This window comes from Cupriavidus basilensis, from assembly GCF_029335485.1.
Lineage (GTDB): Bacteria > Pseudomonadota > Gammaproteobacteria > Burkholderiales > Burkholderiaceae > Cupriavidus > Cupriavidus basilensis_E.
On the sequence record NZ_JARJLM010000182.1, the window covers coordinates 1 to 24,931 of the forward strand.

The 24,931-nt window shown below is 64.8% G+C and carries 25 protein-coding genes and 3 pseudogenes; 15 read left to right on the plus strand and 13 right to left on the minus strand.

Features of this window, described 5'->3' with window-relative positions; all coding sequences use genetic code 11:
• On the minus strand, nt 1–315 hold a 315-nt coding region (locus P3W85_RS10760; RefSeq protein WP_430869525.1), incomplete at its 3' end, for a 4'-phosphopantetheinyl transferase family protein.
• Between the two features lie 303 nt (nt 316–618).
• Between P3W85_RS10760 and P3W85_RS10765 the strand changes: the two genes are divergently transcribed.
• From P3W85_RS10765 to P3W85_RS10785, 5 genes and pseudogenes are all read left to right on the plus strand, one after another.
• Nucleotides 619–1,170, plus strand: a complete 552-nt coding sequence (locus P3W85_RS10765) for an RNA polymerase factor sigma-70 (RefSeq protein ID WP_006163264.1) — start codon at nt 619–621, stop codon at nt 1,168–1,170.
• A gap of 166 nt (nt 1,171–1,336) precedes the next feature.
• The gene (locus P3W85_RS10770; protein ID WP_276264775.1) at nt 1,337–1,600 is read left to right on the plus strand and encodes a hypothetical protein; all 264 of its coding nucleotides are present in this window, start codon (nt 1,337–1,339) and stop codon (nt 1,598–1,600) included.
• A gap of 2 nt (nt 1,601–1,602) precedes the next feature.
• Entirely contained in the window at nt 1,603–2,025 is a 423-nt protein-coding gene (locus tag P3W85_RS10775) for a hypothetical protein (RefSeq protein ID WP_430869526.1), read from the plus strand.
• Nucleotides 1,925–2,662 (plus strand): IS6 family transposase, encoded by a 738-nt coding sequence (locus P3W85_RS10780; protein WP_276264776.1) that lies wholly within the window; start codon nt 1,925–1,927, stop codon nt 2,660–2,662. The genes P3W85_RS10775 and P3W85_RS10780 overlap by 101 nt, the downstream gene beginning before the upstream one ends.
• Before the next feature lie 54 nt (nt 2,663–2,716).
• Nucleotides 2,717–2,809 (plus strand): annotated as a pseudogene (locus P3W85_RS10785) (IS5/IS1182 family transposase); the annotation flags it as partial.
• Here P3W85_RS10785 and P3W85_RS10790 read toward each other — a convergent pair.
• Together P3W85_RS10790 and P3W85_RS10795 are read right to left on the minus strand one after the other, a co-directional pair.
• Nucleotides 2,799–2,930: pseudogene (locus tag P3W85_RS10790) on the minus strand (DNA-binding response regulator); the annotation flags it as partial. The pseudogenes P3W85_RS10785 and P3W85_RS10790 overlap by 11 nt on opposite strands.
• 193 nt (nt 2,931–3,123) lie before the next feature.
• The gene (locus tag P3W85_RS10795; protein WP_276264777.1) at nt 3,124–3,834 is read right to left on the minus strand and encodes an SDR family NAD(P)-dependent oxidoreductase; all 711 of its coding nucleotides are present in this window, start codon (nt 3,832–3,834) and stop codon (nt 3,124–3,126) included.
• Nucleotides 3,835–4,124: 290 nt separating this feature from the next.
• On the opposite strand from P3W85_RS10795, the gene P3W85_RS10800 reads away from it, so the two are divergent.
• A complete protein-coding gene (locus P3W85_RS10800) occupies nt 4,125–5,036 on the plus strand; it encodes a LysR family transcriptional regulator (protein ID WP_276264778.1) in 912 nt (303 codons plus the stop codon).
• A gap of 18 nt (nt 5,037–5,054) precedes the next feature.
• Here P3W85_RS10800 and P3W85_RS10805 read toward each other — a convergent pair whose 3' ends face one another.
• Both P3W85_RS10805 and P3W85_RS10810 read right to left on the minus strand, forming a co-directional pair.
• Nucleotides 5,055–5,519: a RidA family protein gene (locus P3W85_RS10805; RefSeq protein WP_276264779.1), complete on the minus strand. Its 465-nt coding sequence runs from the start codon at nt 5,517–5,519 to the stop codon at nt 5,055–5,057.
• 169 nt (nt 5,520–5,688) lie between these two features.
• Nucleotides 5,689–6,639, minus strand: a complete 951-nt coding sequence (locus tag P3W85_RS10810) for a GlxA family transcriptional regulator (RefSeq protein WP_276264780.1) — start codon at nt 6,637–6,639, stop codon at nt 5,689–5,691.
• Nucleotides 6,640–6,805: 166 nt separating this feature from the next.
• Between P3W85_RS10810 and P3W85_RS10815 the strand changes: the two genes are divergently transcribed.
• Nucleotides 6,806–7,609, plus strand: coding sequence for an SDR family NAD(P)-dependent oxidoreductase (locus P3W85_RS10815; protein WP_017231058.1), 804 nt, complete (start codon nt 6,806–6,808; stop codon nt 7,607–7,609).
• Between the two features lie 891 nt (nt 7,610–8,500).
• Here the strand turns inward: P3W85_RS10815 and P3W85_RS10820 are convergent.
• The 3 genes from P3W85_RS10820 to P3W85_RS10830 all read right to left on the minus strand — a co-directional run bounded on the left by P3W85_RS10820 (nt 8,501) and on the right by P3W85_RS10830 (nt 9,502).
• Entirely contained in the window at nt 8,501–8,776 is a 276-nt protein-coding gene (locus P3W85_RS10820) for a hypothetical protein (protein WP_017231059.1), read from the minus strand.
• Between the two features lie 58 nt (nt 8,777–8,834).
• Nucleotides 8,835–8,996 carry a hypothetical protein gene (locus P3W85_RS10825; RefSeq protein WP_276264781.1) on the minus strand — a complete coding sequence of 54 codons (162 nt, stop codon included), beginning with the start codon at nt 8,994–8,996 and terminating at the stop codon, nt 8,835–8,837.
• A gap of 62 nt (nt 8,997–9,058) precedes the next feature.
• Nucleotides 9,059–9,502, minus strand: coding sequence for a hypothetical protein (locus P3W85_RS10830; RefSeq protein ID WP_346430258.1), 444 nt, complete (start codon nt 9,500–9,502; stop codon nt 9,059–9,061).
• Between the two features lie 209 nt (nt 9,503–9,711).
• Between P3W85_RS10830 and P3W85_RS45495 the strand changes: the two are divergent.
• A pseudogene (locus tag P3W85_RS45495) lies at nt 9,712–9,777 on the plus strand (hypothetical protein); the annotation flags it as partial.
• Nucleotides 9,778–9,963: 186 nt separating this feature from the next.
• On the opposite strand, the gene P3W85_RS10835 reads toward P3W85_RS45495, so the two are convergent.
• On the minus strand, nt 9,964–11,316 hold the full coding sequence (locus P3W85_RS10835) for an ATP-binding protein (protein ID WP_276264782.1): 1,353 nt from the start codon (nt 11,314–11,316) through the stop codon (nt 9,964–9,966).
• Nucleotides 11,317–11,383: 67 nt separating this feature from the next.
• Nucleotides 11,384–12,061, minus strand: coding sequence for a response regulator (locus tag P3W85_RS10840; RefSeq protein WP_276264791.1), 678 nt, complete (start codon nt 12,059–12,061; stop codon nt 11,384–11,386).
• A 139-nt stretch (nt 12,062–12,200) separates the two neighbouring features.
• On the opposite strand from P3W85_RS10840, the gene dsbD reads away from it, so the two are divergent.
• From dsbD to P3W85_RS10875, 7 genes are read left to right on the plus strand one after another with little or no spacing between them, the layout of a single operon-like run.
• The gene (gene dsbD, locus P3W85_RS10845; RefSeq protein ID WP_276264783.1) at nt 12,201–14,090 is read left to right on the plus strand and encodes a protein-disulfide reductase DsbD; all 1,890 of its coding nucleotides are present in this window, start codon (nt 12,201–12,203) and stop codon (nt 14,088–14,090) included.
• On the plus strand, nt 14,087–14,935 hold the full coding sequence (locus P3W85_RS10850; RefSeq protein ID WP_276264784.1) for a TlpA disulfide reductase family protein: 849 nt from the start codon (nt 14,087–14,089) through the stop codon (nt 14,933–14,935). The genes dsbD and P3W85_RS10850 overlap by 4 nt, the downstream gene beginning before the upstream one ends.
• Nucleotides 14,936–14,937: 2 nt before the next feature.
• Nucleotides 14,938–15,789, plus strand: a complete 852-nt coding sequence (gene dsbG, locus P3W85_RS10855; protein ID WP_035818695.1) for a thiol:disulfide interchange protein DsbG — start codon at nt 14,938–14,940, stop codon at nt 15,787–15,789.
• A gap of 35 nt (nt 15,790–15,824) precedes the next feature.
• Nucleotides 15,825–17,204, plus strand: a complete 1,380-nt coding sequence (locus P3W85_RS10860) for a dihydrolipoyl dehydrogenase (protein WP_276264785.1) — start codon at nt 15,825–15,827, stop codon at nt 17,202–17,204.
• Nucleotides 17,205–17,247: 43 nt separating this feature from the next.
• Nucleotides 17,248–17,565: a hypothetical protein gene (locus P3W85_RS10865; RefSeq protein WP_017231068.1), complete on the plus strand. Its 318-nt coding sequence runs from the start codon at nt 17,248–17,250 to the stop codon at nt 17,563–17,565.
• A complete protein-coding gene (locus tag P3W85_RS10870; protein ID WP_276264786.1) occupies nt 17,552–18,274 on the plus strand; it encodes a c-type cytochrome in 723 nt (240 codons plus the stop codon). Before P3W85_RS10865 ends, P3W85_RS10870 begins: the two co-directional genes overlap by 14 nt.
• Nucleotides 18,271–19,392 carry a c-type cytochrome gene (locus P3W85_RS10875; protein WP_276264787.1) on the plus strand — a complete coding sequence of 374 codons (1,122 nt, stop codon included), beginning with the start codon at nt 18,271–18,273 and terminating at the stop codon, nt 19,390–19,392. Before P3W85_RS10870 ends, P3W85_RS10875 begins: the two co-directional genes overlap by 4 nt.
• Nucleotides 19,393–19,443: 51 nt before the next feature.
• Here P3W85_RS10875 and P3W85_RS10880 read toward each other — a convergent pair whose 3' ends face one another.
• The 3 genes from P3W85_RS10880 to P3W85_RS10890 all read right to left on the minus strand — a co-directional run.
• Nucleotides 19,444–20,184: a GntR family transcriptional regulator gene (locus P3W85_RS10880; protein ID WP_276264788.1), complete on the minus strand. Its 741-nt coding sequence runs from the start codon at nt 20,182–20,184 to the stop codon at nt 19,444–19,446.
• Nucleotides 20,185–20,610: 426 nt separating this feature from the next.
• On the minus strand, nt 20,611–24,120 hold the full coding sequence (locus P3W85_RS10885) for a pyruvate carboxylase (protein ID WP_276264789.1): 3,510 nt from the start codon (nt 24,118–24,120) through the stop codon (nt 20,611–20,613).
• Nucleotides 24,121–24,295: 175 nt separating this feature from the next.
• Nucleotides 24,296–24,931, minus strand: a 636-nt coding sequence (locus tag P3W85_RS10890) for an NAD(P)(+) transhydrogenase (Re/Si-specific) subunit beta (RefSeq protein WP_276264790.1), incomplete at its 5' end; no start/stop codon positions are given.

Genomic DNA, 24,931 nt, shown 5'->3' on the forward strand with positions numbered 1-24,931 from the left:
CCCGCCGCCCTCCGCCAGGGCGATCCACGCGAAATTTCCCGCATGCGACACGTTGAATCCCGGGGCCGCCGAAATTTCTAGCCATGGCTTGCCGTGCGGGCCGGTTTCAAAGCGCAGGGAATCGGCAGGCAGGCCAAGCCTACGCCCCAACAGCGCGCGCAGTGCGGCGCGGGTGGCGGCGTAGCGCAGTCGGTCGGATTGCAGCCGAAGATTCGCCGCATGGGCTTGCTCTTCGGCGTTCAGGCACTCGATCAATATGCCCCTTGAGGCGCTTTTCCCGTCGAGATGCAACTGCCACAGCGCGACGCTCGGCATCGGACTGGGAAGAGATGTGAGGGGCGGCACGCCCGGGGCGAATCGAATCTCCATTAAGACCATGACGAACGGCGAGCGTATCTATTTAGAGGGGCCAGCCGATGCGTCACGTGGCTGCCAAGGCGTATCAACCGCAGCCTGGACGAGTGAGCAAGGGAGAAATTTAATGGCTTTCACATCCCGAAATCGTGATAAAAATTTCATCTTTACTAACAACAGGGTTACTTTTTTATTAATTGACTATCATTCTCATTCTTATTAACGTACCTGCTCCGCACTGCACCAATTCAAGGAGCCGCCTCCGTGATTCCCTTAACCGAAATTGGCACCAGTCTGACGCCCGCCCTTGGCGCGGACACGCTGTTGGGGCTTTTCGTGGCAAATCGACGTGCGCTGGTGGGTGCCGCGGCCCGCATCGTGGGTTCTCGCGACCAGGCCGAAGACGTGGTGCAGGACGCCTTCCTGCGCTTGCGCACCATGACGGACGAGCCGTCGATCCGCAGCCGTCTCAGCTACCTGTTCCAGATCGTTCGAAACCTGGCGATCGACACGTACCGACGGCAGTCGCTGGAACAGAAATGGATGGCGCCGGAGGACGAAGGCGTCAACGCGCCCTCCCCGGCCACGCTGCCCGACATCATCGTCCGGGATCGCCAAGCGCTGTGCGCGCTGATGGGCGCGCTGGCCGAACTGCCGGAGCGCACGCAACGCGCGTTCGAGATGTGCCGCGTGCAGGGCATGGCGCAGAAGGATATTGCTTCGGAACTCGGCGTCTCGCCGACGCTCGTGAATTTCATGGTGCGCGATGCCTGCATCCATTGCCGTGCCCGATTGACCCGCCAGCAGGCCATCTGACTGGCGCACCCAAGACCGCCTCGAATCGCCGCCACGCCGGTATCACGGCCTGCCCCCCGCTGGCAAGGCTGACCGAAGCCACCGCGTTGCCAATCCACCGAGCCCCCTTGGACAATCCGGAATCGGCACTGCTATATTGCGTGAACCGATTCCGCCCCCCGATTCCATGGCACGCTCGCTTGCGCTCGTCGCGTTGGCCGCTTCGCTGTCTGGTTGTGCCGGCGCCCCGTCCATAGGCCTGTCTAGAGCCTATTTCCCGCTTTGGCTGCTGAGCGCCGTGATTGGCATCGCGGGCGCCATCGTTGCCTGGCGCATCCTCATCGCCACGGGCTGGGCGGATATTCTCGGTTTCCCGCTGCTCGTCAACACGGCAATTGGCCTGATGATCGCCGAGATCGTCTGGCTCCTCGGTACGGGGCACATCCTATGAGAATGGCCGGTGTCCGCCGCGGACCGCTGCTCGGAAAGCTGATCGTCCTCCTGTCGGTCTACGCGTACGAACGCACCGTCCGCTATCCCGCTTCGGACGACGCCTCGCTCGATGCGGACCTCGCCCGCGCGATGCTGGGCACGCGGCGACGCACCATCGGCACGGAGCGTGGCACGGCGTCCGTGGCATCCGAACAGATCGCGCGCGCCAAGCAGAATTACGCACTGACCGCGCGGACGGTAGAACGGTTGCGGCCGTTGGCCGCCGATGGCTATGTGCCGAAGGCTCTGTCACGTTACCGGCATGGTCGCGTAAGATCGTGCAATGAAAAAGACAAAATCGCTCTATCATGGCCACCGATTCCCGGCGGCGGTCATCAGCTGTGCCGTGCGCTGGTATTTCCGGTTTCAGTTGAGCCTGCGTGATATCGAAGAGTTGCTGTTTGAACGCGGCATCATCGATAGCTACGAGACGATCCGCCGATGGTGCGACAAATTCGGTTCGGGCTTCGCACATCGCCTCAAAGCTGCCCGTCGCAAGCCGGGTTCGACCTGGCACCTCGACGAGGTGTTTGTGATGCTGCGCGGCGAGCCTTATCTGTTGTGGCGGGCAGTCGATCAGCACGGCGCCGAACTTGATATCCTGCTGCAGAAGCGGCGCGACAAGGCTGCGGCAAAACGGTTCTTCAAACGCGTACTGGCGGCCTGTCCTGAGGTGCCGCGCAAGATTGTCACTGACCAGTTGCGCAACTATCCGGCGGCGAAGGCTGAGATTCCCGAACTGGCGAGCGTCAGGCACGTCTTCGTCAAAGCCAGTGCTCGGGTCAATAACCGCGCCGAAAACAGCCATCAGCCCACGCGTGAACGTGAGCGTCGAATGCGTGGTTTCCGGGTTCCTGAGCGCACGCAGGCTTTCCTGTCGAGCTTCGGTCCCATCCGGCAGCATTTCGCGCTCAAGCGGCATCTGCTACGGGCATCACTCTACCGAAAACAACTCGCCGCACGGTTCGATGCATGGCGTCTTTTGACCGGCCTCACCCAAAATCCGTCCACCGTCTTCTGAGCGATGCGCCGCCCTTGCTTGCATTGTGTTCAGCCACCGCAACGTGACAACACCGCCGCTGGCATTGCGACCTAGATCGCTCGTCGCGGCGAACCGCACTGCAGCGGTCGAGGCAAGACCAGGTGCGTCGTCGAGCGAACGATCGCATGCACCGGCCATCCGGCACCACGGTCACACGCAGGCCGTTCTTGGTGAGATAGGTCGAGACCAGCTCGCGGATCTCCCGGTCGTCATCGACGATCAGGATGCGGTCGATATGTGCGTCCATTTGCATCGTCCCGGCGCGATTGCCAGCGAACAGCCGCTATGCTGTGCTGCATGGCATGAAGGACTGGCAAGCAGTTGCGGAGCTGGCGACTCGCGCCAACGCGCGCGGCATGCCCACTCCCCGGGCCACCACCAGCATCATGTCGATAATGCCACGGGTGGCGCCCAAGCGGGGGCAGACCTGACGGGCCCGCTCAATGCCCGGCGCTCTGGCCGCCGTCAACGTGCAGGATCTCGCCGGTGACGAAGGGCGCGGCGTCGAGGTACAGGACCGCATTGACGATGTCCCGCATCTCGCCCATATGCCCCATCGGATGCAGCGCGCCCAACGCCTCATGGGTTTCCGGTGCATGCATGGGCGACTTGATGATGCCGGGCGCCACCGCGTTGGCACGAATGCCGGCCTTTGCATACTCGATGGCCAGCGACCTGGTCGCGGCGTTCAGGCCGCCCTTGGTCAGCGACGCCAGCACCGACGGCACGCCGTTGATGGCATGGTCGACCAGGCTAGTGGTGATGCTGACCACGTGGCCGCTGCGGTTCTTCTCCATCTCGGCGATGGCCAGCCGCGTGATATGGAAGAAGCCCGTCAGGTTGACGCCCGTCATCGCGACGTAATCCTCGTCCGTATAGCTGGTGAACGGCTTGGCGACGAAGACGCCGGCGTTGTTGACCAGCGTGTCAACACGGCCGAACCTGGCAACGGCTTCGGCGATGACGCGACGCGCCGTGGACGGATCGGCGATATCGCCGGCGACCGTCAGGATGTCCTGATCGTCGGACGGCCTAATGCTGCGCGCCGTCGCCACGACGCGGTGGCCACGCTCGCGGAATGCCTTGACCAGTTCGGCGCCAATGCCTTGCGATGCGCCCGTGATGACTACGACTTTCTGTGCTGTGCTCATTTTGAACCTCGATGTAAGTTGAGTCGGCCTCGCCGCCGATCGGGCCGGTGGCTCCGATGGGTTCCAATCTAGGCAATTCCGTACGGCCTTCGAAGACCTCGCGGGAACAAACAGTTGTGCGTGGCAAGTACAAGTGGCGCCGTACGCCGCTCCCTCCGAAGTGATAGAAAAGTACCTTTATCATCACTTAAATGGGCTGCCGGCCCTCCCGCATCGACTTCCGTCGATGCCACACATATGATTCTTGGATCGCTTGATCCTATCGGCCGCATGGTCACCAACGACAAGACATGAAACGGCAATTCGATGACCTTCAGCTTGGCAGCATCGAGCTGTTCTGCCTGGCGGCTGAGCTGGGCAGTTTCACCGCGGCCGCCGTGGCCGCCGGCGTGACACCGCCGGCAGTCAGCCGCACAGTTCAGAGACTGGAGGAACGCCTTGGGGTCCGTCTGTTTGTGCGAACCACGCGGCAGATCCGCCTGACCGACGAGGGACGGGTGTACTTCGAGCAGAGCCGTGGCGCGCTGGCGCAACTGGTGGACGCGGAGCGGCAGATCAGCGGCCAGCACGGGGCCCCCGCCGGGCGGCTGCGCATCAGTCTGCCGACCCCTTACGCCCACTATCGCGTGCTGCCGGTGCTGCCGGCATTCCGGAAGCAGTACCCGGAAGTTGACATCGACGTGCACATCAGCAACCGCAACGTCGACTTCGCGGATGACACCTATGACCTCTCGGTGCGAGGACGCGCGCCAGATGACTCGAACCTGATCGCCCGCAAACTGGAAGACGCCGAGCTGGTTGTCGTGGCAACACCCGGGTATCTCCGGCGTGCCGGCACGCCGCAATCATTGGAGGACCTGCTCAAGCATGAGTGCATCCAGTTCGAGCGGCCAAGCAGCGGCCGCAAGCTCCCATGGAGCTTCCAGGTCGACGCAGAGGAGACGGAGATCGCCACGACCGGCGGGTATGCGGTGTCAGAGGATATTCTCGGCGGGGCAACGCTGGTGCGCGCCGGCGCCGGCCTGTTCCAGACCTACCGCTTCGTCGTGGAACAGGACCTGCGCGATGGCGCACTGGTGGAGGTATTGCAGAATTACGGCGGCAGTTCGCGGCCTTTTGTGCTGCTTTACCCGTCCGCGCGCCATGTCACGCGCCGGGTACGGGTGTTCGTCGACTTCCTGGTCGAGAAATTTTCGGCATAGCGGCGCGAAGCGCTGCGCTCATGCGGACCGGATCTGGGCAATGACAACGAGAATCACGGCCGCATTCCCCGGCTGCTGGAAGTGGGAGGAAATGGTCCGCGCGTGGCCGGCCTTTTCCGCCAGCACGTCACGGAACAGATCGGATGCGCCGTCGAGGACCGTCGGCTGTTCAAACCAGCCCGGCGCACTGGCAATGTGACCGTCGACACGGACAATGTGGTCCAGGCGCCCGAAGCCATCCAGGTGGGCGTCGATCTGTGCCAGCACGTTGAGCGCCGCCAGTTCGGCCGCGCTCCTGCCCTGGTCGACGGTCAGGTCCGTGCCGATCTGGCCCTGCCAGACTACCTTGCCATCCTGCAGCGGCAACTGCCCCGAGATAAACAGCAGATCCCCGGCCTGGCTGACCGCTGTATAGCTGCCCAGAGGCTGCGGGGGAGGCGGCAACACCAGGCCGCGCGCGGCGAGTCGTTCGTGAATGGACATGGTGTCTCCAATTGGATCGGGCGGGAATTCGAGAACCGCATGACGTATCGTCACGGGGGATGCCTTGCATTCTGGACAACCATCGCCGCAAGATCATTGTGGGCCACCGCATTTCACTTGTTCCGTGGCTTTCACAATGCGCCCGCCGATCCGGCTGCCGTCGCGCCCCCTATGCAGCCTGCAGTTCGTCGCCGCGCGCCATGCGCCGGATCGCCTGCGGCGGTTGCCCAAAGGCCCGCAGAAAGGCACGACGCATGCGCTCGCGATCGCCAAATCCGGTGTCCCGCGCCACCACATCGATGGTATGACGGCCGGCTTCCATCATCAACCTGGCCGCCTCCACACGCAGATGCTCCACGGCCTTGGCGGGCGTCTGCCCGGTCTCCTCCCGGAATGCGCGGGCAAACTGGCGCGGGCTCAGGTGCGCCGCATCCGCCAGTTGTTCCACCGAGAGTTCCAGTTGCAGGTTCTGTCGCGCGAAATCCAGCGCGGCACGAATGCGGTCCGAGCGGGGTTCCAGGTCCAGCAGCGCCGAGAATTGCGACTGCCCGCCGGCCCGGCGGTGATACACGACAAGCTTCTTCGCCACATCGCGCGCGACCGCCGCGCCTGCGTCTTTCTCCACAAGCGCCAGTGCCAGATCGATACAGGCTGACATGCCGGCCGAGGTCCAGACCGGGCCGTCGATGATGAAGATACGGTCCTCCTCCACCCCGACGCCCGGGAAGCGCCGCCGCAGTTGCTCCGCGTAGTACCAGTGCGTCGTGGCGCGACGGCCATCCAGCAGTCCTGCCTCCGCCAGGTTGAAGGCGCCAGTACAGGTCGCGCCAATGCGCCGCGAGGTCCGTGCCGCGCGCTGCAGGAACCCCACCAGTGCGGGCGGCGTGGGCAAAACGTCGTTGTCCCCCACTACCAGCACCGTATCGAAGCGGCGCCGGCCAAACGGCTCTGTACTGACGGCGAAGCCGCCCGAACTCATCACGGGCCCGCCATGCTCGGACAGCAGGTGAACTTTGTACAGCGGCTCCCCGAGCGACCGGTTGGCGAACTCCAGCACCGTCGAGACCGCCAGATTCAATGCCTGAAACCCGGGATAGAGGGCAAGGGCTACGTGATGCATATCGATCTCCATGGCGAATCAGAGGCACTCGCCGGGTGATGGCAGAAAAGGTGGCATCTATGACATTGGCGTCACGCCATTATGTCCCTAATCTTCGTTTCACGCAGCCGTCGGATCCACCGCCGATTGCCAAAACCCCCATCCACGCTGAATCTGGAGAACTGACATGACAACACACTCGTACGCCGGCACCGCACTGATCACCGGCGCGTCTTCCGGCATCGGCGCCATCTATGCCGACCGCCTGGCCCGCCGTGGCCATGACCTGATCCTGGTGGCGCGCAGCCGCAACCGACTCGAAGCGCTGGCCCGCCGGGTTACGGACGAGACTGGCCGGTCGGTCGAGATTGTGACGGCAGACCTTGGCCTGGCCGCCGATGTACGACGCATCGAAGACGTGCTGCGCACTGACGCCAGCATCACCACGCTGGTCAACAACGCCGGTATTGGCGGCGCGGCGCCGCTACTGCAATCGGATGTCGACAAGATGCAGGCAATGATCGAACTCAACGTCACCGCCCTGACGCGCCTCACCTATGCCGCCGCACCAGCCTTCGTCGCGCGTGGCCAGGGCACGATCATCAACATCGCCTCGATCGTCGCGGTGGCGCCCGAGGTCCTGAATGGCGTGTATGGCGGCTCGAAGGCGTTCGTGCTGGCCTTCACCCAATCGCTGCAGCACGAGCTTGCCGGCAAGGGCGTGCGCATCCAGGCCGTGCTGCCGGGCGCAACCCGGACCGAATTCTGGGACACCGCCGGCCAGCCGGTCGAGAACCTGCCGCAAGGCATCGTCATGAGCGGCGACGATCTGGTGGACGCCGCCCTGGCCGGGCTGGATCTGGGCGAGGTGATTACCGTGCCGTCGCTGCCCGAAGCTGCCGACTGGCATGCCTTCGAGGCTGCCCGCGCCGTGCTCGGTCCTAATCTCTCGCGCGACCAGCCCGCCGCGCGGTACGGCGTCGCGCGGTAACAGGTGCCGCCAGACGGGTGCTCTCTGCGGCGCCCATTCGCTGACATGCCGGTATCCGGGAAGCGCCTCGGATACCGCGTCTCCTCCTCGCCTTTTCCCGCTCCGTTCCTCCCACCCTCCTCTCTCGACCCGTGCAAGACGCCTCTCCGAGTCCCCTTTTGTACCGCCATGTCAGCGGGTGTTCGACGCAGTAGTCTTGTCCTCGCTAGTGGCGAACTCGCTTTCCAACTGACAGGCGACGGCAAGGCGATTCACGAACTCATTTCCCCGAGTGCCAACCGTCGCTCGCAGCGGCATCACCCGTGCTCAGGGAAGAATGTTGGAGTTTGCCGGCAATCCAACCCTGTTCAGACCGTTCGCGATGCGGGCCAGATTCTCCGGATTCCTGAAGGGCATACGAGCGATCTGATCTGCGAACGAGTAGGCCGGGTTGATGGCGATGAGCTCGTCCCAGACGCCACGCGCTTCGTCGAGATAACCAAGGTTCCCGAGCGAGGCAGCAAGATAAGCCCGGTTTATGTCTGTCTGAGGGACAAGGAGGATGCGCTCCCGCAGGACCGCGATGGGGTGTGGATGCGCTGGCTGGTGAAGTCATCTCGCCTGCCTGGCGTGCCAAGCCGAGCTGGTACCTGATCGCCAAGGACGACAAGATGATTCCACCGGATGCGTCCGAGCTGCTCGCAGACCAAGCCACCTCGCTCTCACCGGTGCCAGAAATCAGTTCGCCAACACAAGGAATTTCAGAACGTGCGGCAGATTCGAGATCCGCGCCAGATCGGACCCTATGGGTATTCAGGAAGCGCAAAGTGGCCCGAATCCCATCACAAATACGGCACACCTCGATTCATTCAGAGCCCATGCCTTGAGCATGGGCCCCGCACCTTATATCGATCAATGCTTGCGATGCCCCTGGGCCTTCCCGTGGGAGGTACGGGTATGCGTTTCGCTCCGATCCTCCGCACGCGCGCGTCCCTTGTCGCGGTCTACCGCGTCCGGACCGTTGGAGTTGCGCAGGCCGCTGCCGCTGATGTGGCTGTCCGAACGGCCGCCAAAATCGCCTCTGGCCCCGCCGCCCATGCCACCACCGCCATGCTGGGCGAAGGCCGCCATCGAACCCGTCGCCAGGACGGCCGCCGCGATCAAGGATAGTACGCGAGTCTTTTTCATCAGAGTCTCCTCAGTTAGGTAAACACACTGCTGGTGCAGCCGGCTGCGGTTCAATTGCTCAGCAACGCCCCTTCTTGGCCTGACCCGGTGGGCAGAAGCCCGGCCCCGGGCCTGGATCGACGACCACCGCAGCAGGTGTCTGAACCGCGACACCAGGCGTATCGACCGTGCAGCCGGCCGCATGCGTGCCAGCCAGCACCGCGCCGAGAATGAATTTCATTTCTTCTTCTCCCTTGTCTCAATCGGGCACCGGCGGTACCGGTATCCTGGCTTGCTTTCGCGTCAGAATGCGAAATTCTGGATCACGTTGCCCACGGTCACGTTGACCTGCTGCGTGCTGACTGTCCCGCTGGCGCTCGTGGCCTGGATGCCGTACTTGCCTGCCGCAGCAGCGTCCGCCGTCAGCGGAATTGGCAGCGTGGTCTGGTAGGTCCCCACCACAGGGGTGCCGGCCGGCAGCGCAGCCTGGGTCGGGAACAAGCTGTAGGCACCCGTATCGCTTGCCGCGGCAGTCGATGCAATTTCGAAGGTACCGCCGCCCGTCGATTGAAGTGCGCGGATGGTCGCCAGTGCGCTGGCCGGGGTGACTGCTCCGGAAACGGTGCGGAACACCGAACTCGGGAGGGTGATCGGCAAGGCCGCGGTCGACACGGCAGTGCTGCCGCTCGCTACCACGGGCACGCTGCGCACGATGCCGGTGCCGCGCCCGTTCGCGGAGGTCGGCACGATCACCACGTCCACATTGCCGGCAGCACTGCGGATCTTCCGATTGGGTGAGTACCGTCAAGCCGCAGAGCCTTTCTGCAGGCGATTCTGCGCGCGGCTACCGCCAGATCTGCCACGAAAGGTACGATTACCCTTGAAAGAGCCCGGGCGGCGTGCACAGGCAAAGAGTTGCGTGTGGGTGCAGATGAACGGCTCAGGACCACCTGTGACAGGTGATGCAGGTGGCCATGCTCGCCGCGGGCTTTTCCGCCGGCGAGGCCGACCAGCTGCGCCGCGTCAACTTTAGTAGCGAATTCGTACCATCTTTAGTTCGTTTGACAGCAGACGACCATGAGCAAGCCTGCCCATCGGTACCGCTCCGACACCGCGCTTGAGACAGATCATTGAAGGCCCCACGCTTCCAAACACCCGCTCCCCACGGGAAACTCAGCTACGAAGATGCGTTGGGGCCTCTGGATCCCTCATGACTCAGTGCTGCGCGCCGGGATGAACAGACGGGCCTCGAGCCCACGCTCGGCCCTGCGACGTAACTGCAACTCGCCGCCATAGCAATCGCCAATGGAACGGACAATCGATAACCCCAGACCGCTGCCCTGCGTTCCCGCGCTGCGGCGCCAGAAGCGCTCGACCGCCTGCACGCATTCGGCGTCAGTCAATCCAGGTCCCTCGTCGAGCACGCAGAAACAAACGAAGTCATCGCCAGCAAGTTCGACTCTCAGTTGAACGATACTGGACGGGAGCGAATACCGCAGTGCGTTGTCGAGCAAATTACGTAGCGCCGACACCAGCAAGGCCTCTGGGATTGCAACGGAAAAGGGCACGCCCCGGCCGGCCTCCTCCAGCACCAACCGACCTGCAGCGCTGTGGGTGGCCGTTGCATCCTCCACCGCCTGCCGGGCTGCCGAGCCCGCGTCCACACAGTCGACGCTTCCCGGTTCGACCCGTCCGTCCAGTCGCGCCAGCAGCAGTAGCTGATCCAGCGTGCCCTGCAGCCGCTGAACGCCGTGGTCGGCATTGGACAATGCTTCCGCTAGAATCCCTGCCGCCTGCGGCTTGGTGGAAGCGAGCCCGGCTACCTGCAGGTGGGTCTTGATCGCAGTCAGCGGCGTGCGCAGTTCATGCGCGGCGTCGTCGGTAAAGCGGCGCTCACGGGCAATCGCCCCCTGGACCCGCTCCAGCAAGCGGTGGATGGTGCTCACCAGTGGGCGCAGTTCGGGCGGCGTGTCGGTCTCAGACAGCGGCATCGCATCGTCGGGACGGTGCTGAGCCAGCGCAACGCGCACGCGCTCGATGGGAGCCAGCCCCCGGCCGATGCCGAACCACAACAGCGGCAGACTGCCTGCCAAGGCGACAACAAAGGGCACACCCGCCGACAAGGCAATGTCGCGCAGCAGGCCTTCGCGTACATCTACCCGGTCGGCCGTGGCAATGCGAATCCCACCCTGCTCAAGGACATAGGTACGCCAGAGCTTGCCGCCGAATAGGTGGGTGCCGTACCCAGGCGAGGCGACGGCAAGGCCGGGGCTGCCCGCAGTGCGCGCCATGGTCTGGGTCATGACTTCCCCTCGCAGCAGGCTGACCTCGCAGGCCAGGCCGTCGCGTGCGATCACGTCGAGCGGCGAGCCGCCCCGCCCATCCGCAGGGGCCACGGATGACGGAAACTGAAGCGCTAGCCCGGCCACCATGCGCGCCGACGCCGCCAGCCGATCATCCAGCGCGGTACGCAGTTCATTGCGCACGTCCAGGAACATCCACATCGCCACCGCGCTCCACAGCAGGGTGAGCGACACACCGATGATGGCCAGCAAACGCACGCGCAGGCTGGTGGAGCCTACTTCTGCTGCCATTACCGAGCCCCCTCGGTGGTTCGATCTTGCGAGTTCATCGCTCCAGCTCGCCGCTCACCTCGCCAAGCCGGTAGCCCTGCCCTCGCACAGTCTCCACAATGCTGGCACCGAGTTTGCGCCGCAGGTTATGGATGTGCACGTTGACTGCGTTGCTTTCGACCTCCTGCTCGAAGCCGTAGAGGCTGTCGCGCAGTTGGTCGCCCGCGAGGATCTGGCGCGGATGCTGCAACAATGCACGCAGCAATGCCAATTCGCGCCGGGACAGATCCACTGGCTCCCCGCGCAGCAAGACTTCTCCAGTCGATGCCGTGAACGTCAACGCGCCATGCTCGATCCGGTCCACGCTGCGGCCTGAGGCACGGCGCAGCAGGGCCTGCAGCCGTGCCACGAGTTCCTCGAGGTCGAAAGGCTTCAGCAGGTAATCGTCCGCCCCCGCCTGCAGCCCCTTGACGCGATTCTCGACCGCATCGCGTGCGGTCAGCACCAGCACCGGCAGCGCTCTTCCTCGGGCACGCCACCGCGCAAGCACGACCATCCCGTCCTCGTCCGGCAGCCCGAGGTCAAGCACGCAGACATCGAAATGTGATGTCATCAGCGCAGATTGCCCCAGGCTGGCAGTGCCCACGTGGTCCACCGTGAGGCCATGCAAGCGCAGGCCAGCGACGATGCCGCTGGCCACCAGCGGGTCGTCCTCGATCAATAAAACATGCACGGCAGTCACCTCCTTGGGGCCCGTCGCCGAATCGCGTTCGGCAACCAATGCTATCGAACTACGATGAAGGCACCGTTAACGCTGCCTTAATCGCAAGCTACCACCATGGGCCAACTCAATAGTTTAGCAATTCTTCATCGTGCCCGAGACGCTCCCAACCTGTACTCAACCGCATTGGCCCCGTCTGCCCCGTCGGGTCGCTGCCTGGCAGACGCTTCTCACGGTGCTGGTGTTGCTTGTCCAGTTGACGGGCATGTTCATGGCGACCGCATACGCCGCCGACGGCTTTCTGGAACCCGAAGAAGCCTTTGCATTGACTGCTGAGCTATCCCGCTCCGCTGCTGGCGACCTCCGGCTGCATTGGAAGATTGCCCCGGGCTACTACCTCTACCGAGACCGCATCGGCGTCGCTGCCAAGCCCTCGGGCAGCCTGAATAGCGTCGACAAACCCTCCGGCGACCGCAAAGAAGACCCGAATTTTGGCGCGACGGAGGTTTACCACGATGCGGTGACTATTCCCATCCATGCGCCTGGCGCCCAGGAGTTGGTCGTCACCTGGCAAGGCTGCGCCGATGCCGGACTGTGTTATCCACCGCAGACGCGCAGGATCGCTGTCGGTGCTGCCGCCATGAACACTTCCGCGGAGACTGCGCTATCGGCTCCCGCCACCGCCTCCGCGAAAGCGTCGCTGTTCGATGCAGCGGATGCCAGCGACAGCCGTATCACCCAGTTGATCGGCGAGCGAACTCTGGCCTGGAGCGGGCCGCTATTCTTCCTGCTTGGCATCGCACTGGCCTTCACGCCCTGCGTGCTGCCCATGGTGCCCATCGTCTCGGGCATCGTGGTCGGTAGCCAGGCGCCTCCGAGGCGAGCCTTCGCGCTGTCGCTGGCCTTCGTGCTGCCGATGGCGCTGACCTATGCACTGCTGGGGGCAGTCGCCGCAATGGCCGGCGCCAACCTGCAAGCGCTGCTGCAGAATCGCTGGACTGTCACCGCCTTCGGCGCCGTGTTCGTGGTGCTCGCGGCGGCGATGTTCGGCTTCTTCACGCTGCAGTTGCCGGGCTTCGTGCGCGACCGTCTCGATGGCGCGAGCCGGCGCCGCCAAGGCGGCACCCTGGCGGGCGCGGCTGCGCTGGGCCTGCTCTCCGCGCTGCTGGTCGGTCCCTGCATGACGGCACCACTTGCGGGCACGCTCCTCTACATTGCGCAGACGGGAAATGTCGCATCCGGAGCGGTGCTGCTGTTCGCACTGGGTCTCGGTATGGGCCTGCCGCTGCTGCTCATCGCGACCTTGGGCGCACGCTGCCTGCCCAAGCCCGGCCCCTGGATGGAACGGGTCAAGGGCGCTTTCGGGTTCCTGCTGCTGGGTACGGCTGTCTGGATGGTGCAGCGCGTGGTCCCCGCGCCGCTAGCGCTGGCCCTGTGGGGCGCGCTGCTGGCCGGCTTCGCACTGACGCTCGCGCACCTGGCTGCGCAGGCCGCCGCCGGCGCCCGCCTGTTGGGGCGCAGTGTAGCGCTGACGGCAGGACTCTGGGGCTGTGCCATGGTGCTGGGCGCGGCGGCTGGCAGTGGTGATCCCTGGCGGCCACTCGCCTTCGCAACGGCATCTACCGCAACGCCCACAGGTGCCACTGGCGAGCCGGCCTCGTTGCCCTTCGACACCGTCCGTAGCCCGCAGGCTCTCCAGGCACGGCTTGACATCGCCCGGGCTGCAGGTCGGCCGGTGCTCCTGGATTTTTCGGCCGACTGGTGTGTCTCCTGCAAGACGATCGAGCACGAAGTGTTTTTGGATGCCCGGGTGCGTCAAGCCCTGGCTGGCGTGGTCCTGCTGCGCGCGGACGTGACGGCTGGGGATGCCGACCAGCGTGCGCTAATGCGCCAGCACCAGGTACTCGGCCCGCCGACGGTGATACTGTTCGACGCAGAGGGCCGCGAGCGGCGTGACGCCCGCCTGGTCGGCGAATTCGGGGTGGCTGACCTGCTGGAGCGCCGTCCTGCCGACGGGGGCGTCTCAGGGGATCGCTCATGAGGTCGACGCTCCAGATCGGTCCATTGGCCCTGCCCTTCGCCTTATTGGTGCTCCTGAGCGCCGCCGCGCTGGGCTTGTTCATCGGCAAGCGCATAGGCCGTAAGGTCGGCATGGATGTGGAGCCGCAGATAATCCGCGTGTTGCTGGTCGCCGTCGTGCTCGCACGCCTTGCCTTCGTCTGGCAGTACCGGGACGCCTATTTCAGCGCACCGCTGGGCATCCTGGACATCCGCGATGGTGGCTGGGATCCGCAAGCCGGCTTGATTGCGGCCTGGGTCTATACGCTGATACTCATCCGGCCATGCCCTGCGCTTCGCAAGCCGCTACTCGCGGCCATTGGCACGGCCGGCGTCTTCTGGATGGTGGGATCGTTCACGCTTCTGGCGCTGCCGCAGGACGAAATCCTGCTTCCGGCCATCACGCTTTCCACCTTCGACGGCGGAACCGCATCGCTGATGTCCTTCGAAGGCAAGCCCACGGTGGTTAATCTCTGGGCCACGTGGTGCCCGCCCTGCCAGCGTGAGATGCCCGTGCTCCAGCACGCCCAGGCCGACCATCCCGAGTTGCACTTCGTCTTCCTGAACCAGGGCGAGTCTTATGCCGCCGTGCAACATTTCCTGGCGAGCCGGAACCTTGAACTACGCAATGTGCTGCTCGACCCCGAGGGCAAGGCGGGTGCGCAATTCGGCCAGTCAGCATTGCCGGCCACCCTCTTCTTCGATGCATCGGGACGCCTGGTCGACCAACGTATTGGCGAACTGTCGCACGCCACGCTGGCGCAGCGACTGACCGCACTCGCCGCTCCCTCTTCCAAACGAACTTCCCAACCACCATCAATTCCATGACCATGCCAACGCCAGTCCCCCGTGTCCCTCCCGTCGGCCCCCGCCTCCTTTGGGCTATCGCCGCTGCGGCGGTGACCGCGGCGGGTGTGGTTGCGCAGTCGTGCGCGCTGGCCCAGGACCGCCCCTCCCCCTTGCGCGCGCTCGAGAAACAGGGCCTCACCGTCGTCGGCACCTTCCCGTCGCCGGGAGGTCTCACCGCCTGGGCTGGCTACATGGGCCAGCAGCCGATCGCACTGTACGCCACGCCCGATGGCAAGCACGTGATTGCGGGAGCCCTCCTGGATGCTGACGGCAAGGACGTCAATCGTGCGGTGCTGGAGAAGACCGTCAGCAAACCGATGACCGATGGCGTATGGGGTCAACTGCAGGGCAGCCGCTCGGTTGCTGATGGCTCTGACAAAGCGCCGCGCACCGTCTACGTCTTCACCGACCCGAACTGCCCCTACTGCAACAAGTTCTGGTCCGACGCGCGCCCCTGGGTGAACGCGGGCAAGGTGCAACTGCGCCACATCATCGTCGGCATCCTCACACCAACCAGCCCGAACAAGGCAGCGGCCCTGCTGGCCGACAAGAACCCTGCAGCGACATTGGCCGCCTATGAGCGCGCGCAGTCGGCAGCCACCGCCAAGGGCTTGGCCTCGGGCCGCCCGCGCCCACTCGGCGACGAAGGCATCCGGCCCCTGTCCCTCATCCCGCCGGCAGTGCAAGCGCAGCTCGATGGCAACGAGAAGCTCATGACCGACCTAGGCTTGCGGGCCACCCCAGCGGTGGTCTGGCGCGATTCCAAGGGCGCGGTGCAGATGCGCACCGGCGTGCCCGACCAGGCATTGGCCGAGATCATGGGCCCACGCTGAACACTGTCGCACCATAAGCCTCCAAGGAACTCTCCATGCCCCCCCCACTTACCACCGACGTTGCAATCATCGGCGCCGGAACCGCCGGGCTCACCGCCTTCCATGAGGTCACCCGCACAGGAAAATCCGCCCTACTGATCGACCACGGCCCGCTAGGGAGCACCTGCGCACGCGTGGGCTGCATGCCCTCCAAGGCCGCGCTGCACGCCGGCCAACGCTGGGCTACCCTGCGCGAACTGTTGAACGGAGCCAAGGCCCCTGCCGGCACTGTTTCGCCAGACGACCTGTGGCGCGAGGCGCGCGCCACCCGCGACATGCTGGCGGCAGGCGCCGCCCAGCGCACGGTGACCGCAGCCGGCGACCGTCTATTGATGGGTACGGCGCGGTTCGTCGACCGTCGAACCCTCGATGTGGACGGCCGGCGTGTGAACGCCCGCGCCTTCATCGTGGCCACCGGCTCCCGTCCCGTCGTACCCGCGGCAATCACAGCGCTGGGCGGTCGCCTGCTTACGACCGATACGTTGTTCGACCTCGAGGAGCTTCCGCGCCGCATCGGCATCATGGGCTTGGGTGTCATCGGGCTGGAAATGGGCCTGGCGCTGGCACGGCTCGGCGTGCGCGTCGTCGCTGGCGACCTCAAAGCCACGCTGGCCGGCATCGCAGACCCTGAGGTGGACGCGCGGGCTATCCAACGCTTCGGCAGCGAGCTCACGATGTGGCTGGGACGGCCAGTCGAAGCGCTGGCCGATGGCGAGTCCATCGTGCTGCGAAGCGGCAATGAGGCCGAGAACGTCGACATGGTCCTTGCCGCGCTCGGCAGGCGCCCCAATCTCGAAGCGCTCGACCTCGTTCAAGCCGGCATCCCGTCGGATGCGCACGGCCGCCCGGCCTTGGATCCGTACACGCTGCGCGCCGGCACCTCGTGCGTCTTCCTGGCCGGCGACGTCGCGGCCGACCGGCCACTGCTGCACGAAGCCGCCGACGAAGGACTGATCGCGGCGCGTGGCGCATTGCAAATGCTGGATGGGAACGCTGGGATGCCGCCGGCTCGGCACGTCCCGCTGTCCATCGTCTTCAGCGACCCCGACATCGCCTCCGTGGGCGAGTCCTTCGACAGGCTGGATATGACCCGCACGGTGATCGGCACGGCACAGGGCTCGGGCAACGGCCGATCGCGCATCCTCGGCGCCGAAGGCAACCTGGTACGCGTTTACGCCGACCGCGTCGACGGCACGCTGCGTGGCGCCAGCCTGATCGCCATCCATGGCGAGCACCTGGCGCATCTGCTGGCCTGGGCCATCCAGCGCGGCGAAACCGTCAACGGGCTGCTTGCGGTGCCGTACTACCACCCAAGCATCGAGGAAATGCTGCAGAGCGCACTGAAGGATGCTGCGCGGCAGATCAGCGGCGGCTGAATCCCGCCGCCAGCTTGGCGGATCCACACACGAGGAGAAAAAAATGGAAGACCACATCCACGGCGCGCGCATCCTCTTGCATGCGCCCACCGCCAACGCGCTAGCCCGCGCACGCAGCAACGCCGTCAATCTGACCAAGGACGCACCGCAAGCGACAGTTCGCATCGTTGCGAATGCCGAGGCGGTGGCGGCCGCGCTGGACGCGCCCGACGCCTTGGCCGACCCGCTCACCCTGATCTGCCCCAACACGCTGACCAAGATCGCCCGGGAAGCGCGGGCGCCCTTGACCGTGCTGCCGGAAGGCGCCGTGCTCGCGCTGGCGAGGATGCAGAGCGAAGGTTGGTTCTATGTGCGCGCCTAAGTTTCGCGCGGTGCTGCTGCTGACCGCCGCGTTCGCCGCACCGGCACTGGCACAGCAGGCCACTATCGCCCAGGGGCAGCAGATTGCCACCCAGGGTACCTTGCAAGGCGTCGCAGCCTGCGTCAGTTGCCATGGAGCGCAGGGCGCTGGCAATGCTGCCTTCCCTCGCTTGGCTGGCACCGGCCAGGCTTACCTGCAGGCGCAGCTTGACGCTTTCGCCGACGGCCGTCGCAAGAACCCCATCATGCAGCCCTTTGCGCAGAAGCTTTCGGCCACCGAGCGTATCGCACTCGCGATGTACTACAGCCAATTGCCAGCGCCCCTTGGGGCACCGCCTAGCGCTGTCGAGGCGCCTTCGGTAACACGCTCCGACGCCGGCGCCTGGCTCGCCACGCGCGGACGCTGGTCCGACAACCTCCCTGCCTGCGCGCAATGCCATGGGCCAAGTGGATCCGGCGTCGGCGCACAGTTCCCGCCACTGGCGGGCCTCTCGGTGGCCTACGTCACCCAACAGCTGCAAGCCTGGAAGGCCGGCACCCGGCCGCCAGGCCCTCTGGGCCTGATGCCGGCCGTTGCCAGCAAGCTGTCCGACAAGGATGTCGATGCCGTAGCCGCGTACTACTCAGCACTGGCCACTGTGCCGGCACAGGCTCCTGTCCAAGGCACCGGCAATGCCTTACAGAACAACACTAAAGGAGCCCGGCCATGAACACGCAGCCGCGACACGACGATGCCGCACCGAAGCGACGCATCAACAGTCTGGCCGTCTTCGCCGGTGCCGTCGTTACTGTGGTACTGGGCGTGGTAATCGGCGCGAACGTGATGTTCAATCGTCTCCTGGATGCGCCGTTGGCCGGTGACCATTCGGAGAACGTCTCTGCCACGACCACCACCGAGGTAGCCGTGGCACTATCGACAGCACCTGCCGCGGCGAAGGTGCAAGCCGTCACCACCGCCTTTGCCCCGCCCGCCGAAGATAGCCTTCCCGAAGGGGACTACGGCAAGATGATTCGTTTGGGCGAAAGGATTTTCAAGGAGACAGGCAAGTACGCCCCCCGCTACGTGGGTAACGACCTCAACTGCGTCAACTGCCACCTCGACGGCGGCCGCAAGCCCGACTCCGCGCCGCTGTGGGCCGCCTTCGTGCACTACCCGGCCTACCGAAGCAAGACAGGCAAGGTCGACACGCTGGCCTCGCGCATCCAGGGCTGCTTCGCGTTCAGCATGAACGGAAAGGCGCCACTGCAGGACGATGAGATCATGACCGCGCTGCAGACCTACGCCTTCTGGCTTGCCACGGGCGCGCCAGTCGGAAAACCCATGCCCGGCAGCGGCTATCCCAAGCTCAAGAAAGCCGCTCAGCCCGACTACGCACGCGGCGAAAAGGTCTACATGCAAAACTGCGCGCTATGCCACGGCACCGACGGTCAAGGGCAGCGCACGGGGAATATCCAGGTATTTCCGCCGCTTTGGGGTCCGAAGTCCTTCAACTGGGGCGCGGGCATGCATCAGCTTGCCAACGCGGCCGGTTTCATCCAGACCAACATGCCACTGGGCAAGGGCGGTACGCTCAGCGAGCAGGATGCCTGGGACGTCGCGATGTTCATGAACAGCCATGAGCGCCCGCAGGATCCGCGCTTCATGGGTTCGATCGAGGCCACCCGCAAGAAGTACCACGACACGGACGACTCGATGTATGGCCGTACAGTGAACGGGCATGTGCTCGGTAGCCCATATCGGGACGGGGCGGCCTTTGAATCGGTCGTGGCTACCGAAGCCAGATCGTATGGTACGCTGATCCGCAACGCCGGGCTCGCCGATCGCTGAAGCGGGTTCTTGCGTTCCGTCCGTGCGCGGGCCACGTCTCGTTGATTCAGCCTACGGTTGGGACAGGGCAAACTCGTGGCAAGTCGTGTCGAGGCGAGAAACGCGATACTCGATGCGTTCGTCATGGAATGAAGACGCAATCCTCAGTATCTTCAGTAGTGGACTGCCAACCGGAACCCCTAGCAACGTGTGGTCATCCTCGTTCGCCAATGCGGACCGCAAATGTTCCTCGATGCGAATGACATTGATGCCAAAGATGTCCTGGTAGAAGTTGTAAAGCGTATTCGGCCGCTCGCGCAGCTGCTTTTCGGTCAGGCTCTTGAAGCGTGCTTCCGGGACCGTAATGGCATCGATCATCACAGGTTTCCCTTCCAGCGAGAGGACATTGGTGAACCGGAACACGGGATCCCCGACCGCGATAGCCAAAGCGGTGGCCTCCTCCTGGTCGGCCTTCGCCCGGCGAAACCTTGCCAGGCGCACGCGGGGATACTCGCGATGCCCATCCTGTCGAACAATCCGGAAGAACCGGAAGAAGTGGTCTTCCTGACGGTGAGTTGCTACAAACGTGCCTCGGCCCTGATGGCGAATCATGATGTTCTCTGCCACCAGTTCGTCAATCGCCTTGCGCAGAGTACCGATCGAAACACCGAATCGGTCGGTCAGCTTGCGCTCGGATGGAATGACTTCGCCCGCTTTCCACTCCCCCGCCGCAAGCGCGGCAAGGATTGCATGTTTAACATCTTTGTACAGCACGCCACCAATAGCGCTGCCGGCGTCAAATTGCGTGCCCACGTTCAGAATCCTGTTTGACGATCGCGCAAGCCGGGGCAACCGGTTGCACATTTCATGTGATATAGATAAGCAGGATCATACCAAAGTGTTTGAGCGGCTCACAAACCAGCCCCTGATTCCCGTTCACGCACGGCCCCGACGCTTTTTGCAAGCCTCTTTTCGTGATGAGAAGTGGTCTCCCTGCATCGTGGATGCGAGCCGACGCACGCCCCGCTCTATCGGTTTATCGGTTCCAGTGCAACACACTGTGGCGATGCAGTTCCTGCCGCATCGCCTTCACAGCCCTCTTGCGGGACTGCATCCACGATCAGCCCGCTTTCATGGTTGCATGCCTCGTGGATAGCGTGAGGCACAGTCAAGAACAACTGCGAAAAGGCAAGCGGCCAGTACATTGGAGTCAGCTGAACGCTCGCCCCATACCCGGTGTCAATCCGCGCTCTTCAGTTCGATCAGCAAATCCTTCGCCGCCACACGATCCCCCTGCTGAACATGCACCGCCGCAATCTCGCAGTCCCGGTCCGCCGCGATATGGGTCTCCATCTTCATCGCCTCCAGCGCCAGCAGCGTCGTGCCCGCGGCCACGCGCTGGCCCGGCTGCACCGCCACCGTCACGATCGAGCCAGGCATGGGCGCGGCGACATGCAGTGGGTTCTCGGGCTCGGCAACCGGCCGGCTGTGGCGCGCCGCGGCCGCTTGCGTGGTGCTGCGCTGCTCGACCAGCGCGGTGCGCGACTGCCCGTTCAGCTCGAACTGGACCTTGATCAGACCCTCCTCGGCGTCGGGGTGCGTGCCTTGCAGCGAGACCAGCAGGGTCTTGCCGGCGGCGATGTCGATGGCCACTTCTTCCTGCGGCTGCAGGCCGTACAGGTATGCTGGCGTCGGTACCATCGAGGTATCGCTGTAGGTGCGCACATGCGCGTGGTACTCGCCGGCCTGCTTCGGGTACATCAGGTACGAAGCCAGCTGGCGGTCGTCAAGCGGCTGTTCGCATGCGGCTTCGCCCGCGGCGCGCGCCGCGTCGAGATCGACCGGCGGGATCTGGTCGCCGGGCCGGTACGGCGCTGGCGGCTCGCCGCGCAGCACCTTGCGCGACAGTGCCGCGGGGAAGCCGTCGGGCGGAAAGCCCAGTTCGCCCTTGAACAGCGACACCACCGATTCAGGGAAAGCGATTTCCTTGGCCGGATCGCACACGTCGGCGGCGCTCAGGTCGTTGGCCACCATCATCAATGCCAGGTCGCCGACCACCTTGGACGTCGGCGTCACCTTGACGATGTCGCCGAACATCTGGTTGACCTCGGCGTAGGCGCGCGACACCTCGGTCCAGCGATGCTCGATGCCGAGCGAGCGCGCCTGCTCGCGCAGGTTGGTGTACTGGCCGCCGGGCATCTCGTGGCGGTACACGTCGGCGGTCCCGGCGCGGATTTCGGATTCGAACGGTGCGTAGTAGCGGCGCACCCCCTCCCAGTACATCGACGCTTCGTGCAGGCGCTCCAGGCTGAGGCCGGGATCGCGCTCGCTGCCGGCCAGGGCCGCGGCGATGCTCGACAGGTTGGGTTGCGAGGTCAGCCCGCTCATGGCGTCGAGCGCGCCGTCGACCGCATCGCAGCCGGCCTCGATCGCGGCCAGTGCCGAAGCGGCCGAGATGCCGCTGGTGTCGTGGGTATGGAAATGCACAGGCAGCCCGGTCTCTTCCTTGAGCGCCTTGACCAGCGCCGCGGCCGCCTGCGGACGGCAGATGCCTGCCATGTCCTTGATGCCCAGCACATGCACGCCGGCCTGCTGCAGCTCGCGCGCGATGCCGACGTAGTACTTCAGGTCGTACTTGGCGCGCGACTTGTCGAACAGGTCGCCGGTATAGCAGATCGCGCCTTCGCACAGCATGCCGCTTTCGCCGACGGCATCGATCGCGACACGCATATTGCGCACCCAGTTCAGCGAATCGAACACGCGGAACACATCCACGCCGGCGCTGGCGGCCTGGCGCACGAAGAAGCGCACCACGTTGTCGGCATAGTTGGTGTAGCCGACCGCGTTGGATCCACGCAGCAGCATCTGGAACAGCACGTTGGGCACGCGCTCGCGCAGTTGCTCAAGGCGCTGCCATGGGTCTTCCTTGAGGAAGCGCAGTGCCACGTCGAAGGTGGCGCCGCCCCAGCACTCCAGCGAGAACAGCTGAGACAGCTCGCGCGCATAGAACGGCGCGATCGGCAGCATGTCGGCGGTGCGCATGCGCGTGGCGAACAGCGACTGGTGCGCGTCGCGCATGGTGATGTCCGTCAGCAGCACCTGCTTCTGCTCCAGCATCCAGCGCGAAAACTTCTCCCCGCCCAGATCGCGCAGCCGGTCGCGCGTACCGTAGGGCAGCGCGCCGCTGGTGTCGACGGCGGGCAGCACCGGTGCGGGCAGCGGCAGCGATGGCAACGTGCGGCCGCTCATCTCCGGGTGCCCGTTGACGCTGACCTCGCCCAGGTACCGCAGCAGCTTGGTGGCGCGGTCCAGGCGCTTGGTAAACGCCAGCAGTTCCGGCGTCAGGTCGATAAAGCGCGTGGTGACGTCGCCGGAGCGGAACGCGGGATGGTTGATGACGTTCTCGAGGAACTGCAGGTTGGACGCGACGCCGCGGATGCGGAACTCGCGCAGCGCACGGTCCATGCGCCGGATCGATTCGGGCGCGGTCGGCGCCCAGGTGGTGACCTTGACCAGCAGCGAATCGTAGTACGGCGTGATCACCGCGCCGCCATATGCGGTGCCGGCATCCAGGCGCACACCGAAGCCGGCCGCGCTGCGGTAGGCGGTGAGGCGGCCATAGTCCGGCAGGAAGCCGTTCTCCGGGTCCTCGGTGGTGATCCGGCATTGCAGCGCATGACCGTTCAGCGCAATCGCTTCCTGCACCGGCACGCCCGCGGCGCGCACGACGATCTCGCCGTTTTCATTACGCGTGTTCTCGGTCATGCCGATATGGCCGCCTTCGGTCACGCGGATCTGCGCCTTGACGATGTCGATCCCGGTGACCATCTCCGTGACCGTGTGCTCGACCTGGATGCGCGGATTGACTTCGATGAAGTAGAACTGGCCGGAGTCGGCATCCATCAGGAATTCGACCGTGCCGGCATGCGTGTAGCCGACCGCGCGCATCAGCCGCAGGGCCGATTCGCACAGCGCGGCCCGGCCGGCATCGTCGAGGTATGGCGCGGGCGCGCGCTCGACCACCTTCTGGTTGCGCCGCTGCACGGTACAGTCGCGCTCATAGAGATGCACGAGGTTGCCGTGCGTGTCGCCGAGCACCTGCACTTCGACGTGGCGCGCATTGCGCACCAGCTTTTCGACATACACCTCGTCGTTGCCGAACGCGGCCAGCGCCTCGCGCCGCGCCGCGGCCAGCGCCCCCTCAAGATCCTGCTCGCTTTCCAGGACCCGCATGCCGCGGCCGCCACCACCCCAGCTTGCCTTGAGCATCAGCGGATAGCCGATGCCGGCGGCCAGGCGCTTGCACGTCTCCAGGTCATGCGGCAGCGGATCGGTAGCCGGCATCACCGGCACGCCCGCCTCGATCGCCGCGTTGCGCGCTGCCACTTTGTTGCCAAGCTTGCGCATGACCTCGGGCGACGGGCCGATCCAGCGGATTCCCGCGTCGATCACAGCCTGCGCGAAGTCCGGGTTTTCGGAGAGGAAGCCATAGCCCGGATGGATGGCATCGACCTTCGCCTTCCGGGCAATGCGCAGGATGTCGTCGATATCGAGATAAGCCGCCAGAGGCTTCTTGCCTTCGCCGACCAGGTAGCTCTCGTCAGCCTTGAAGCGATGGAGCGCAAGGCGGTCTTCCTTCGAATAGATCGCCACGGTGCGCACGTTCATCTCGGCGGCCGCGCGCATCACGCGGATCGAGATCTCGGAACGGTTGGCAATCAGCAGGGACTTGATCGGAGTGTAGTCCATAGGGCACTCGAGGAAAGAGCCAGCCATGCGCAATAGGCACGGCATGGTCAATTGATCGAAGGTGCAGCGTTTCAGGTCGGTTCTTCCACGCTGCGAAAACAGAAAAAGTCGCGGCCAACTCCCTGACCGTCTTACAGAGGCTTCACTTTATGTGATAGTAGCCCAGTCCGGCGCATCAGGCCGCCTTGCCCATTTCCTCGACCACCTTCTTGGCGTCGCCGAACACCATCATGGTCTTGTCCATGTAGAACAGTTCGTTGTCCAGGCCGGCGTAGCCCGCCGCCATCGAACGCTTGTTCACGATGATGGTCTTGGCCTTGTAGGCCTCCAGGATCGGCATGCCGGCGATCGGCGAGGCGGGGTCGGTCTTGGCGGCCGGGTTCACCACGTCGTTGGCGCCCAGCACCAGCACCACGTCCGCCTGGCCGAACTCGCTGTTGATGTCTTCCATCTCGAAGACCTGGTCGTAAGGCACCTCGGCTTCGGCCAGCAGCACGTTCATGTGGCCCGGCATGCGGCCCGCCACCGGGTGGATGGCGTACTTCACCGTCACGCCCCGCTCGACCAGCTTCTCGGTGAGTTCCTTGAGCGCATGCTGCGCCCGCGCCACCGCCAGGCCATAGCCCGGCACGATGATCACGGTCTCGGCATTGCCCATCAGGAAGGCCGCGTCGTCGGCCGAGCCGGACTTGACGTTGCGCTGCGCCTGGCCGCCGGCAGTGGCCGCCGCGGGCGCGCCGCCGAAGCCGCCGAGCAGCACGTTGAAGAAGGAGCGGTTCATCGCCTTGCACATGATGTACGAGAGGATGGC